9 protein-coding genes are annotated in these 14,836 nt (G+C 40.6%); 1 reads left to right on the top strand and 8 read right to left on the bottom strand.

Translation table 11 applies throughout. From position 1 onward, the window contains the following. Positions 1-106: 106 nt before the first annotated feature. Positions 107-3,778, bottom strand: coding sequence for a pyruvate:ferredoxin (flavodoxin) oxidoreductase (nifJ, locus tag IGI66_RS07850; RefSeq protein WP_438848386.1), 3,672 nt, complete (start codon positions 3,776-3,778; stop codon positions 107-109). A gap of 228 nt (positions 3,779-4,006) precedes the next feature. Between nifJ and IGI66_RS07855 the strand changes: the two genes are divergently transcribed. Beyond that, positions 4,007-4,522 carry a thioredoxin domain-containing protein gene (locus tag IGI66_RS07855; protein ID WP_288226345.1) on the top strand — a complete coding sequence of 172 codons (516 nt, stop codon included), beginning with the start codon at positions 4,007-4,009 and terminating at the stop codon, positions 4,520-4,522. A gap of 22 nt (positions 4,523-4,544) precedes the next feature. Here the strand turns inward: IGI66_RS07855 and whiA are convergent, their stop codons facing one another. The 7 genes from whiA to uvrB all read right to left on the bottom strand — a co-directional run bounded on the left by whiA (position 4,545) and on the right by uvrB (position 14,652). Then, positions 4,545-5,480, bottom strand: a complete 936-nt coding sequence (gene whiA / locus IGI66_RS07860) for a DNA-binding protein WhiA (RefSeq protein ID WP_010780606.1) — start codon at positions 5,478-5,480, stop codon at positions 4,545-4,547. Between the two features lie 28 nt (positions 5,481-5,508). Then, positions 5,509-6,507, bottom strand: a complete 999-nt coding sequence (locus tag IGI66_RS07865) for a gluconeogenesis factor YvcK family protein (protein ID WP_010780605.1) — start codon at positions 6,505-6,507, stop codon at positions 5,509-5,511. Continuing rightward, positions 6,504-7,391, bottom strand: coding sequence for an RNase adapter RapZ (gene rapZ / locus IGI66_RS07870; RefSeq protein WP_010780604.1), 888 nt, complete (start codon positions 7,389-7,391; stop codon positions 6,504-6,506). Before rapZ ends, IGI66_RS07865 begins: the two co-directional genes overlap by 4 nt. Positions 7,392-7,615: 224 nt before the next feature. Next, positions 7,616-8,329 carry an amino acid racemase gene (locus tag IGI66_RS07875; RefSeq protein WP_288226340.1) on the bottom strand — a complete coding sequence of 238 codons (714 nt, stop codon included), beginning with the start codon at positions 8,327-8,329 and terminating at the stop codon, positions 7,616-7,618. A gap of 2 nt (positions 8,330-8,331) precedes the next feature. Continuing rightward, positions 8,332-9,588 (bottom strand): carboxylate--amine ligase, encoded by a 1,257-nt coding sequence (locus tag IGI66_RS07880; RefSeq protein WP_438848390.1) that lies wholly within the window; start codon positions 9,586-9,588, stop codon positions 8,332-8,334. A gap of 97 nt (positions 9,589-9,685) precedes the next feature. Beyond that, entirely contained in the window at positions 9,686-12,511 is a 2,826-nt protein-coding gene (uvrA, locus tag IGI66_RS07885) for an excinuclease ABC subunit UvrA (protein ID WP_316406742.1), read from the bottom strand. 149 nt (positions 12,512-12,660) lie between these two features. Beyond that, positions 12,661-14,652: an excinuclease ABC subunit UvrB gene (gene uvrB / locus IGI66_RS07890; protein ID WP_086303688.1), complete on the bottom strand. Its 1,992-nt coding sequence runs from the start codon at positions 14,650-14,652 to the stop codon at positions 12,661-12,663. Positions 14,653-14,836: the final 184 nt, after the last annotated feature.

The following is a 14,836-nucleotide window of genomic DNA, read 5'->3' on the forward strand; positions in this document are numbered from 1 at the left end:
AACCTCTCTTTCTATCCAAAATTCTCTACAATTATACCACAGTGGTAAAGGTCTAGCATAAAATAAAGCAGGAAAAAGAGCCTCAGCAACCTGAGACTCTTTAATTTTACTTATTCCGTTTTTCTGCACGAGCTGCTCTTCGGGCTGCACGCCGAGCTTCCGCCTCTGGGTCAACTTTCCGTTCACGCTTTGGCTTTGCAGCGACTGCTGCTTGCTCAACCTCCACAGTTGATCCTTCTAATTTTGCACGAATTTTTTCCTCTTGCCCTGCTAAACGAGCATAGTTATAAAAACGTGTCTGTGCATCAGTAACGGTCTTATGGTATAGACGTTGCGCATCGTCTGGTTGAATTCTTTCCAAAGCAGAGAATCGCGTTTGTTGTTTCATGAAACCAATCATCTCGTCAAAGTTTGGTTTTTTATAATCCAACGTCATAGGATTTTTTCCTTTTTCACGTTGTAACGGATTGTAACGATACAATGACCAATAACCTGAATTGACTGCTTCTTTTGCTTCTTGCAGTGTTTTACTCATTCCACCACGCAAACCATGATTAATACATGGCGTATAAGCAATGATCAATGATGGTCCAGGGAATTTTTCAGCTTCCTCTAACGCTTTGATGGTTTGCATTTGGTTTGCACCAGAAGCGATTTGAGCCACATACACATTGCCGTAAGTCATCGCCATCATACCTAAGTCTTTTTTCGATTGGTATTTCCCACCAGCAGAAAACTTCGCAATAGCTGAAGCTGGCGTTGCCTTGGATGTTTGTCCACCTGTGTTGGAATAGACCTCATTATCCATTACTAAGATGTTCACGTCAGCACCGCTTGCCAAAATATGGTCGATCCCGCCAAAGCCAATATCATACGCCCAGCCATCTCCACCGAACATCCATTGGCTGATTTTGACAAAAAGATCTCGGTTTTCGTAGATATCTGCTAGTTTAGGGTCGGATAAGCCCTCCGCTTCAAGCGCTGCTGTCAATTTCTTCGCACGCTGCTGCGTTCCTTCCGATTCAAACATGTGGTCCATCCAGTCTTCCATCAACTCTCGTAAATCAACGGAAACCATGTCTAGTACTTCATTCATTTTGTCAGCTAATTCTTTCCGTCGTGTCTGATTTGCTAAGAACATTCCGTATCCATACTCAGCGTTGTCTTCAAACAAGGAATTAGACCATGCAGGGCCTTGGCCTTGCTCATTAGTTGTATATGGACTTACAGGAGCAGCAGCCCCCCATATAGAAGAACAACCTGTTGCGTTTGCGATCATCATTCGATCGCCAAACATTTGTGTCATCAATTTAACATAAGGGGTTTCCCCACAGCCCGCACAGGCACCTGAGAATTCAAGCAGCGGTTGGTTAAATTGAGAGCCTAAAACAGAATTTGTTTTCGCTGGATTGGCTTTTTGTTTTAACGTCATAGAGAACGCCCAGTTGATCGCCTGCTCTTTTTCCTCTTCATAGGGTTTCATCACTAATGCTTTCCCTTTTGCCGGACACGCTTCAACGCAAAGGCCGCAGCCTGTACAATCTTCAACAGATACTTGGATGCGATATTTCAAGCCATCAGCACCGCGCATTTCACGAACAATGTAGCCTTCTGGTGCTTCTTCCATTTCGTCATCATCTGCTAAAAATGGCCGAATCGCCGCATGTGGACAAACAAATGAACATTCGTTGCACATTGTACAACGGTCACTGATCCAATGAGGTACCTCTAAGGCAACCCCGCGTTTCTCAAATTTGGTTGTCCCCGTCGGTATAGTCCCATCCGTCATGCCATTGGCTACTAAATCGTTAACAGTTAGATCATTTCCCTGTTGAGAATTGATTGGTTCTACGATTTGTTCCACATATTGAGAAACAGGAGACTTGCGCACAGGATTTGGAACTTCAAGTATTTTCCATGTTTGCGGAACATCCACTTGATGCAGCAATTCAATCGTTTGGTCAATCGCTGCGATATTTTTTTCTACAATCTCCAACGATTTGCGACGGTAACTCTTATCTGCCTCATCCTTCAAAATATCTAATACTTCATCAAAAGGAATAATGCCTGTCAAACTGAAAAATGCCGTCTGCATAACTGTGTTGATGCGCGATCCGAGCCCGACATCCATCGCAAGTTTTGCTGCGTTGATAGTATAGAACTTAATGTCATTTTCAGCGATGTGGCGTTTCATTTTCGCCGGAAGCAACGTATCAATCTGTTTATCGTTCCACATCGTATTCATTAAGAAGGTGCCGCCTGGTTTTAACCCTTTTAATAGATCATACGTATGAATATAAGCAGGCGTATGACAGGCAATAAAATCCGCACTTTCCACTAGATAGGTCGACCGGATCGGTGTATCTCCAAAGCGTAAATGTGAAACTGTTAACCCACCAGATTTTTTAGAGTCATAGCTAAAGTACCCTTGAGCATATTTATCCGTGTGATCTCCAATAATCTTAATCGCTGACTTGTTTGCACCCACTGTGCCATCCGAGCCAAATCCCCAGAATTTTGCTTGGAAAGTGGTTGGATTGGTCAAATCGAGAATGCCTTTTGTCGCCAGCGACATATGAGTGACATCATCAACAATACCGATCGTAAATCTTTTTTTCGCTTCTTTTTTATCTTTTAACAGCTCATCATACACAGCGATTATTTGATCAGGTGTTACATCCTTTGAACCCAGTCCAAAACGACCGCCAATAATCTTAGGACGAACATCCGCTTCATACATCACCCCTTGGACATCCAACAAAAGTGGTTCTCCATCTGCACCCGGCTCTTTGGAGCGGTCTAAAACAGCGATCGACTTCACCGTATCAGGCAATTTTTCTAAAAAGTTTTCCGTTGGGAATGGACGATACAAATGAATGTTCAAAAACCCTACTTTACGGCCGTTTGCATTCAAGTAGTCTACTGTTTGTTCGATCGTTTGAGCGACAGAGCCCATTGCTACGATCACTTCTTCAGCATCTTCTGCACCATAATAGGTAACTAAATCATAGCTAGTTCCACGTAGTTTATTGATCTCAAACATATATTTTTGAACAATTGCAGGTAATTCGTCATAGTATTGATTGACCGTTTCCCGTTGTTGAAAATGGACATCCGGATTTTGGTTTGTCCCGCTGATCGTTGGATGATTGGGATTCATACTGCGCTTGCGGAATGCTTTCAATTTTTCTTGATCAATCAAGGGTGCCAATTCTTCGTAATCTAATACTTCAATTTTTTGAATTTCATGACTTGTACGGAACCCGTCAAAGAAGTTCATAAATGGCAGGCTGCCTTCGATTGCAGCCAAGTGAGCTACCGCAGACAGGTCCATTACTTCTTGGACGCTGCTCTCTTGCAACATAGCAAAACCCGTTTGACGAGCAGCCATTACATCGCCGTGATCCCCAAAGATATTTAGTGCATTTGTAGTTACGGCACGGCTAGCAACATGAAAAACACCCGGTAGCAATTCGCCAGCAATCTTATACATATTCGGAATCATTAGCAACAATCCCTGTGAAGCGGTATACGTCGTTGTCAATGCGCCTGTTTTTAACGCCCCATGGACGCCACCAGCAGCCCCTGCTTCCGATTGCATCTCAGTGATTGACACTGGTTGACCAAATATATTCTTCTTTCCTTGTGAAGCCCATTGATCCACAAGTTCAGCCATTGTCGAGCTAGGAGTGATTGGATAAATTGCGGCTAACTCTGTAAATGCATAGGAAATATAAGCAGCAGCTGTGTTTCCATCCATCGTTTTTTTCTTACGCATAATTCTCCTCCTTTATAAAACAACTTTCTTTTTGAATAAAAAATTTCCGATTTCTTTACAATAATTAATGATTGGCATTCTTATACTCTTTATAACAACGGATTCATTATAAACTAACTACTTTTATTTTCAATAAAGAGTTGGACCTTTTTTACTTATTTGTATGAAAAGAGTTTGTTTTCTCATTAAAATTTTGTACACTAATAAAGGAAAGGACGTGTTGTTTACATGGATATTTCTGTTATAAAAGGAAACTTAGTGAATGATTTTAATGGCATCAAAATAGGTTCAGATTCAGCACCAAAACGATTAATCGAATTTATTAATCTGCGGTGTCCCTATTGCAAGCAGTGGTTTGAAGAATCCTATGATACGCTGAATACAGCAGTAGCTGAAGAAAAGGTTCAACGAGTAATCAAATTATTAGATAAAGATAAGACTAGTTTGCAACCTGGGAACATCATGCACGAGTATATTAGTGCAGATCCTAAAAAGACTTTAATACAGCTTCAACAAGCATTTGAAACTCAAGCAACGTGGGGAAATTTAGGGCTTGAAGCAGTTGCTAAATACGCCGAGGAAACCTTGCATTTTACTCAACAAGCCAATCAAAACTTGCAAATTGAGATTCGCAACGAAGCTGAGCAAGCCAACATCAAATTTGTACCAACCATCGTTTTAGAGGAACACATCTTTGACGAATCAATTGATGAAAAAACATTACTAGCTTATATCGCTGAATAAGAAAAAAACCGTTTGACTAGAATCAAACGGTTTTCTTTCGCAAATTATCAGCGAAATCATTGATTTTACGAATTCGGTGATTGATTCCCGATTTAGAAATTGCTCCTGAGGGAATCATCTCGCCTAACTCTTTTAAACTGATTTCTGGGTTTTGAATTCTTAATTCGGCGATTTCTTGTAACTTTTCGGGTAACGATTGTAGTCCGACTGTCGTTTCAATAAAATGGATATTCTCGATCTGTTTTGATGCCGCATCGATGGTTTTATTCATATTAGCCGTCTCACAGTTGACGAGACGGTTCACAGAGTTTCGCATATCCCGCACAATACGTACGTCTTCAAATTTGAGCATTGAATTCGTTGCACCTATCAATGTTAAAAAGTCGGCAATTTTCTCAGCGCCTTTTAGATAGGTGATATATCCATTTCGCCGCTCGAGCGTTCGTGCATTCAGATCAAATTGATTTAGCAAATCACATATATCTTGATTATGTTCTTCGTAAATGGAAGAAATTTCTAAATGGTATCGACTTGTTTCAGGATTATTCACCGAGCCAGATGCTAAAAAGGCGCCTCTTAAATAGGCTCGCGTTTTCTCGTCCGACTGCTTTATCTCATCGGCAATATGCGATTGAAACATTAACCCGTCCATAATATCGAGATCCAATAATATTTTCTGCGTTTCTTGCTTTAGTCTAACGATATAGACATTGTTTTTCTTTAACTTCATTTTCCGACGTACCAGCAACTCACTACGCACATCATAATGTTCTTTCAATAACGTAAATATCCGACGAGCAATCGCCGCATTCTCCGTTTGAACATTTAAAACAAACTGATGATTGCTCAAGCTGAGCGAGCCGTTCATGCGGATCAACGCAGCCAGCTCAGCTTGCGCGAGATTTCTTTGGACTGTCAGACTCGTTAATTCTTTTTTTACATCAGCTGCAAAAGACATGACGAGCCCTCCTTATTTCTTTTCTATTTTAAATCTTTGCTCCGAAAACGATTCGGAACAATTCATCCACTACTTTATCTCCGTCGTGGAACACACCGCCGTCTCTTAATTTCAAAAAGTCAGTGGAAACAACACGACAGCCTTCTTCTCTTAAGCCGTTGAAATCATGAGTAACTTGTACTAAGTATTCATCATAAATCTCAGGGTCCATGTAATCTTCTGGAACCTTTTCAGTATTGACTAAAACGGTATTGATAAAGTTACTTTGGAGATGCTTATGCAGTACGCGAATATGATCTGCATCACTAAAATGTTCCGTTTCGCCTTTTTGAGTCATAATATTACAGATATAAACAACCTCGGCTTTTGTCGTACGTACAGCCTCACCTAGCTCCTCAATGACAAGATTGGGCAAGATGCTTGTGAATAGTGAACCTGGACCTAAAACCACCATATCGGCTTCATGGATCGCATGGACAACTTTGCGTGCGGCATGAACAGCCTTTTCACCATTTTTTTCAGTCACGTATACTTTTTCGATCGTCTTTCGGTCAAGGGCGATTTTAGATTCCCCAACTGCACTCGTCCCGTCATCAAAATCAGCATGCAAGACCAATGGCGTTTCAGATGAGGGATAAATATGCCCATCCACGTGCATCATCATGGAAAGTAACTGGATTGCTTCGTAGGTACTATTTCGCATTTCAGATAAAGCAGCGATCAATAGATTTCCAATTGTATGGTTTGCTAAAAATTTGTCATCTTCATGAAACCGATATTGAAACAGGTCTTCATACAATTTCGGCATATCCGATAACGCCGCCAATACATTTCTTAAATCTCCTGGAGGAGCCATGTCGATCGAATCGCGCAATTCACCGCTGCTGCCGCCATCATCCGCAACCGTTACTACAGCTGTAATGTCCGCGCTTTGGTTGCGCAAACTTTTTAAAATAACGGGAAGACCTGTGCCTCCGCCAATCACAACAATTTTTGGTTTACGGATACGATACGTTTTCATTTTCATGAACGATTCACCGTCTCTTTCCGCTTGTCCTTGTCACGATGCGTAATATTCACCTTATAATTCGCATCCTTGATGGCTTTACCAACACGTTCTGTCAATGCAACGGAGCGGTGCTGACCACCTGTGCACCCAATTGCAATTGTTAACGAACTTTTTCCTTCTTTAATATACCCTGGCAAGATATCCATGACCAATCGGACAAAGTTTGTGTAAAAACTCTCTGTTTCAGGAAAGGACATTACATAGTCATAAACGGGCTTATCCAAGCCCGTTTGCGGACGCAACTCAGGTATATAATGCGGATTCGGCAAAAAGCGAACATCCATAACTATATCGGCATCAATCGGCAGTCCGTATTTGAATCCAAAAGAAACCACTTCAACGTGAAACCCAACGTCGTCCTGCTGCTTAAACGATTGATTGATTTTTTCTCGTAATTGTCTTGGAGTCAAATCAGTCGTATCGATCATTAAGGTCGCTCGCGTCTTTAAGTCCTCCAAGATGGCTCTTTCTTTACGGATGCCTTCCGAAACCATTCCATCCATCGCAAGAGGATGCGCACGTCGAGTTTCTTTATAGCGAGAAACAAGCTCCTCATCCGAACAATCCAAGAACAAGATACTTGTATCAATGAATCCAGTATTTTCAATTTCTATCAGCATGTTTTGAATATCTTCGAAAAATGAGCGCGATCTTAAATCGACTACCAAAGCAATTTTTGTAACTTTTCCAGATTCTCGAATCAACTCCCAGAATTTAGGGATCAAACCTGGCGGCATATTATCCACGCAGAAATACCCCATATCCTCAAAACTTTGAATAGCAACTGTTTTCCCTGCGCCACTCATCCCTGTAATGACAACCAAATGTAAGCTCTCAGTCATTTGTGTCACTCCTCTCTCAATAATTAAGATACTTGTATAAAAATTTTTAGTCCCTCGTTTCTTCTTACAAAAACTGAATACTTCGAAGTTTGATTTAAGCGTTAAAAAAAGGCAATTCTCTTTTGCCTCTTGAAAATTATAACATTCCAGGCGTGTCTTTGCTACTTATTTGTCATTCTTTACCTTTTCATAAGAGAGTTGAACATGATAAAAAAACAGACCTTCTAGATAGAAGATCTGTTTTTTAATGCTAACTCAATTGTTCGGTCTGCTAATATCGATTGTGCATCAATCACGGAATAAGGGACATTTTCTGTCAGCTCTTGAACTAAAGAAAGTTCGGTACACCCTAAGACTGCATTTTGACAACCATATTTTTCAAACACATCTGAAAGAATTTCCAAGTAAAGCTCACTGTTGATAAAATCATTTTCTTTCACATCTTGATAAATCAAGTGATTCACTTTTCCTTGAAGTTCTTTATCAGGAACGAGAACTTCAAACCCCTTCGCTTCTAACTCATTCTGATATACCTTCGCCGTTATAGTTCCTTCGGTGGCTAGAACAGCAATCTTTTCACCAAGTTGATGATGCTTTTCCACCTCTGTTACTGCTTCACGGGGCATGTGCAATAATGGAATTTCTGTTGCTCCCTGCAGCTCATCAAAGAAATAATGGGCGGTATTGCATGTCAGAACTATGAAGTCAGGCTTTAATACATTCTGCTTCTTTATATCGTCTAATAAATATGGCAAAGGATTGTCTTGCTTATGATCCAAAATATACGCTGTTCGATCCGGAACGGTCGCATGATTGAACATCACATAATTTAAATACTCTTGGTCATTGTGGGCTTGAGTCCTTTGATTTAAAATCCGAATAAAACTTTCTGTCGCCATTGTTCCCATGCCGCCAAGAATACTGAAAAAATTTTCCATCTTTATCCTTCTTTCTCTTTAAAGAATAAATCAAACCGTCCTTTATATTTGCTGAACATATACTTCATTAAAATCCATCGCATCAAAGACATATCCTTTTTGTAAAAGACGGTTGTCCCCCATTGATCTTTTTTGATTAGTTCTAAGGCCTTTTCTTTATCTGCATTATTCCTTGCAAACTTTTCAAATACACCTTTTGGTACACCCATCCATAACATAGAAGTAGCCGGATCAGCTTTACCATAAATCGTTTCATTAAATGGTTTCTCAAATACGCGATCCTCTGTGACATATTGTGCCAAATTAAATCCGTTTAGCGTCACAAAGAAACTGCTGCGTCCTTGACGCAAATTAATTTCAAATAATTTGTATTCGCCATCACGCGGGTCATACTTCATATCGAAATTCGCAAAACCAGTGTAATTGATTTTTTCTAAAAACTCTTTAATCGTCTGATAAATTTTTTCATTATATTCAGGCATGATTGCTACATAATTCCCAATTGCTTCCGGTGAAGGATCTTCTAAAAGAGGGTGCCCTAAACACATCATGCGCACCTGATGATCTTTATCAACATAGGCATTTAACACACGCATATGACTGTCATCACCCGGAATAAAGTCTTGAGCAATCATTTCACTAGTATAACCCGCCTCATAAATACGCTCTATGATAGTATCAAACTCATCTCGAGTGTCTAAAATAAACGCTTTTTTGCGGCCTTCGAAGTCCACAGACAGCCATTCCACACTATTCGCAGGCTTCAATGCGACAGGAAAGTCAAACGGCAAATCTTGTTTTAATTTTCCAGCCTCAAGCATATCTCCAGTGATTATAAATGTGTTTGGATAAGGTAACTCATATTTTTCACAGATTTCATAAAAGCTCACTTTACTGATTAAACGTTGCAATAAATCGAAATCAATATAAGGGCAGATAAACCACTCAGAAAGTTCTTCTTTATGCTGTGAAACTAACTCTGCATACCCATCACCACAAGCAATCAGTAAATATTTCGTATTTGGATCGTTATACGTATTTTCCCCTAACTCACGCATTCGTTCAATAAATACAGGATCTTTATCAAATCCTGGTACAACGTGTACATTTACAATTTTACTATATTTTGTCGGCGCCAGTTGCAAGCCGGCATAAGCCTCAGAAACAATTCCATAGGCTTCATGAAAAGAACGTGACATACCATAAACGTTGATGTCGCTTCCTAACAAAATTGGAACAAATTTTTGTTTTTCATTCATATTCTCTTACACCTTCTCATTCTAAATCAACGATAATCATACCATAAAGAAAAATGCAAGCAAAGGAGAATCCTTTGCTTGCATCACGCTTTATCAGTTATTTATTTTTTAAGACGCGCTTTAAGTAATATCCGGTATAACTTTCTTCTACTTCCGCGATTTCCTCTGGAGTTCCTGTAGCTAAAACAGTCCCTCCGCCATCGCCGCCCTCTGGCCCAAGATCGATCACATAATCCGCTGATTTGATCACATCCAAGTTATGTTCAATAACAAGAACGGTATTTCCAGCATCTACAAATCGTTCCAAAACTTTCAGCAGACGTGCAATATCATCTGTGTGCAATCCAGTTGTGGGTTCATCTAAAATATAGAAATTTTTCCCGTTAGAATTCTTATGCAACTCACTAGCTAGTTTCATCCGTTGCGCTTCCCCGCCAGATAATGTGGTTGCCGGTTGTCCCATTGTTACATAACCTAATCCTACATCGACGATTGTTTTCAATTTACGATGGATTTTAGGAATATGTTTAAAGAATTCGACTGCATCTTCTACCGTCATTTCTAAGATATCGGCAATGTTCTTTCCTTTATAATGTACTTCTAACGTTTCAGAGTTATAGCGTTTCCCATGACAAACTTCACATGGCACGTAAACGTCTGGTAAAAAGTGCATTTCAATTTTGATGATCCCATCGCCACGACAAGCTTCACAGCGTCCGCCTTTGACATTAAAGCTGAAACGTCCTTTTTTGTAGCCGCGGATTTTCGCTTCATTTGTTTGTGCAAACAAATCACGAATATCATCAAATACACTTGTATAGGTCGCTGGATTACTCCGTGGCGTTCGTCCAATCGGGCTTTGATCGATATCTACCAACTTCTCAATCGTTTTATAGCCAGTGATTTTCTTGTATTTCCCTGGTTTATTAGAGTTGCGATTCAATTTTTGAGCAAGTGCCTTTTTGAGAATTTGGTTGACTAACGTTGATTTCCCTGAACCAGAAACACCTGTCACTGCAACAAATTTTCCTAGTGGGAACTCTACATCGATGTTCTTCAAATTATTCTCTGTTGCTCCAGTGACCTTGATTTTTTTGCCGTTGCCCTTACGTCGTTCTTTTGGAACAGCGATTTCCCGTTTTCCAGATAAATACTGTCCCGTCAAAGAATTTGGATTGTTCTCAACTTCTTGAGGAGTACCAGCAGCGACAATTTCACCACCTTGATCGCCAGCGCCCGGACCGACATCAATTAAATAATCAGCTGCACGCATCGTATCTTCGTCATGCTCGACTACGATCAACGTGTTTCCTAGATCACGCATCTTCTTCAGCGAATCAATCAATCGATCATTATCTCGTTGATGCAAGCCGATGGAAGGTTCATCTAAAATGTAAAGAACGCCAGATAAATTTGAACCAATTTGAGTAGCTAGACGGATACGTTGTGCTTCACCACCAGATAAAGTCCCAGAAGCCCGACTTAATGTCAGATAATCCAGACCCACATTTCGCAGGAAGCTCAGACGATCTCCGATTTCTTTTAAAATTGGTTTAGCGATTACTTTTTCTTGTTCGCTTAAAGCAACTGTTTCAAAAAAGTCCAGTGCGCCATTGATCGAGTCTTCGCTCACTTGACCGATATTCTCGCCATTGATTTGCACAGACAAAGCTTGAGGGTTCAAACGATACCCGTGACAGGTCTGGCAAGTCAATTCTGTCATATATAAACGCATTTGATCACGAGTGAAATCACTATTTGTCTCCGCGTAACGACGATTGATGTTATTGATGATACCTTCAAAAGGAACTTCAACATCCCGTACACCGCCGAAATCATTTTCATAATGAAAATGAAAGTTCTCGCCATTTGAACCATTCAAAATAATCTCTTGGTGCTCTTTTGGCAAATCTTCAAAGGCAGTATCCATATCAATCCCGAAGCTTAGGCACGCTTGCTCTAGCATTTGAGGATAGTACTGTGAGCTGATTGGGTTCCACGGAATCAACGCCCCTTCTCGCAAGGTCTTGCTTGGATCTGGAATAACAAGATCCATATCCACTTCTAGTTTCACACCTAGTCCGTCACAATCAGGACAAGCCCCAAATGGCGCGTTAAATGAGAACAGTCGAGGTTCAAGTTCGCCAACCGTAAAGCCACAATAAGGACAAGCATAATGTTCACTGAAGAGCATTTCCTTTTCACCAATAACATCAACCACAGCGTAGCCTTCTGCTAACCGCAAAGCGGCTTCAAAGGAATCAAACAAGCGTGAGCGAATGCCTTCCTTGACAACGATTCGGTCGATAATGATTTCAATGTCATGCTTTTTATTTTTCGTTAATTCGGGTGCATCGGAAACATCATACAACTCACCATCGACACGCATCCGAACGTACCCTTCCCGTTGAATCATTTCAAATACTTTTTTATGCTGCCCTTTTTTCTTAGCGACAACAGGTGCTAAAATTTGAATTTTCGTACGTTCCGGCAATTCTAAAACCTTGTCTACCATTTGTTCAACGGATTGTGAAGTAATCTCAATATGATCATTTGGACAAATAGGATGACCCACACGTGCATAAAGCAGACGTAGATAATCATTGATCTCAGTTACTGTACCAACAGTTGACCGCGGATTTTTACTTGTGGTTTTTTGGTCAATCGAGATTGCGGGACTTAGACCGTCAATGCTATCAACATCAGGCTTATCCATTTGACCCAAAAATTGACGTGCATAAGCAGATAAGCTTTCTACATAACGACGCTGACCTTCTGCGTATAACGTATCAAAGGCCAGTGAGCTTTTTCCAGAACCAGACAAACCAGTAACAACCACCATTTTGTCACGAGGAATCGTCACATCAACATTTTTTAAATTGTGAGCACGCGCTCCATGAATTACTATCTTATCATTCGCCATTTATTTCTCCTATTTCAATTTACTGCATCCACTTCTTCTGAACAAAAAGAGGATACTCTTATTTATTAATATTATTATTCCACTTTTTACGACCGCTTGAATACCGGTGCAAAAAGTGGAATTAGAATACTCTTACGAATCAATTTTGTCTATTCTGCTGCTTTGAGTTCTAAAATCGTATCACGTAAAGTCGCAGCCGTTTCAAAATCAAGTGTTTTGGCGGCTTCACGCATTTCATCTTCCATCTTCGCTATCAGTTCTTTACGTTCCGATTTTGATAGTTCCTCAAAGGATGTCGCATCGTATTTTTCCGTTTCCTCAGCGACTTTACTAATTGAGATCAAATCACGAATCTCTTTAATGATCGTCTTCGGCTCAATGTCGTGTTCCTCGTTATATTGCTGCTGAATTCCACGACGACGGGATGTCTCATCCATCGCCCGCTGCATTGAATCCGTGATCTTATCGGCATACATAATTACTCTGCCTTCTGAATTACGGGCAGCACGTCCGATCGTTTGTACTAATGACCGCTCACTACGTAAGAAGCCTTCTTTGTCGGCATCTAATATCGCAACCAACGAAACTTCAGGAACATCAAGCCCTTCACGTAAAAGATTGATACCGACAAGCACATCGAATTTTCCTAAACGAAGGTCCCGTATAATTTCAGTCCGTTCCAAAGTCTTTATATCGCTGTGAAGGTATTTGACTTTAATCCCCAACTCTTTGAAGTAGTCTGTCAAATCTTCAGACATTTTCTTTGTCAAAGTCGTAACAAAGACTCGTTCATTCCGTTCTGAACGTTCGTTGATTTCTCCAACTAAGTCATCAATTTGACCCATGATCGGCCTTACTTCAATGACTGGGTCTAATAAACCTGTTGGACGAATGATTTGTTCTACTACTGTATCCGTCTGCTCGTGTTCATATGGCCCTGGAGTGGCTGAAACATAAACAATCTGGTTCACCCGCTCTTCAAATTCCTCTAAGCGCAATGGACGGTTGTCCAAGGCTGAAGGCAATCGAAACCCATAATCTACAAGCATCTGCTTACGCGCGCGGTCTCCGTTGTACATTCCACGGACTTGAGGCATCGTAACATGAGATTCATCGACTACTAATAGGAAGTCTTCTGGAAAGAAGTCGATCAAGGTATAAGGCGGCTCGCCTTCTTTACGCCCATCCATATGACGTGAGTAGTTTTCGATCCCTGAGGTATACCCCATTTCCCGCAACATCTCAATGTCATAATTAGTGCGTTGTTCCAAGCGTTGTGCTTCCAACAGTTTATTCTCGTTGCGAAGAACCTCTAAACGTTCAGCTAGCTCTTTTTGAATATTGCTGATTGCTACTTCCATGTGACCTTCATTGGTTAAAAAGTGGGTCGCAGGGAAAATGGCGACATGTTCTGTTTCACCTGTGATTTCCCCCGTCAAAGCGTCAACTTCTCGAATTCGCTCAATTTCGTCTCCGAAAAATTCAACGCGTAAAGCACGCTCGTCACGTGATGCTGGGAAGATCTCCACGACATCCCCACGAACGCGGAAGCGACCACGTTGAAAATCAATATCATTTCTCTCGAATTGAATATCAATCAAATTGCGCAGCAATTGATTTCGGTCCATTTCCATCCCCACGCGTAATGAAACTACTTGTTCTAAGTATTCCTTCGGTGAACCCAAACCAAAGATACATGAGACGGAAGCGACGACGATGACATCATTTCTCTCAAGCAATGAACTTGTTGCCGAATGTCGCAGCTTATCGATCTCATCATTAATACTTGAATCCTTTTCTATATACGTATCACTAGAAGGCACGTAAGCCTCGGGTTGATAATAATCATAGTAACTCACGAAATACTCCACCGCGTTGTTAGGAAAGAATTCTTTAAATTCCCCGTATAATTGTCCAGCCAATGTTTTATTGTGGGCAATTATCAAAGTGGGCTTATTTACATCCTTTATAACATTCGATATCGTATACGTCTTCCCTGTACCGGTAGCACCTAAAAGGATTTGTGCCTTTTTACCGCCAACGACTCCTTCAGCTAATTGTGAAATGGCCTCAGGCTGATCGCCAGCAGGCTGATATTTTGAATGAAGGTCGAACGTATTGTCCATCATTCTTTCAATCATACAAAATCCCCCTTTTTTGATTTAAATAAGCAATTATTTTCCATCAAAAATTATAGCATACCGAACATATTTTCGCCATTTATTGTTCTTACCATAAGAAGTTCTTAAAAAGCATCATGTTAGCTTTTTTAACATACCATGTTATGAATATTTCGCTTTTTTTCTATCTCACAATGAACCTACT

The organism is Enterococcus sp. AZ048, assembly GCF_051715125.1.
GTDB lineage: Bacteria > Bacillota > Bacilli > Lactobacillales > Enterococcaceae > Enterococcus_A > Enterococcus_A gilvus.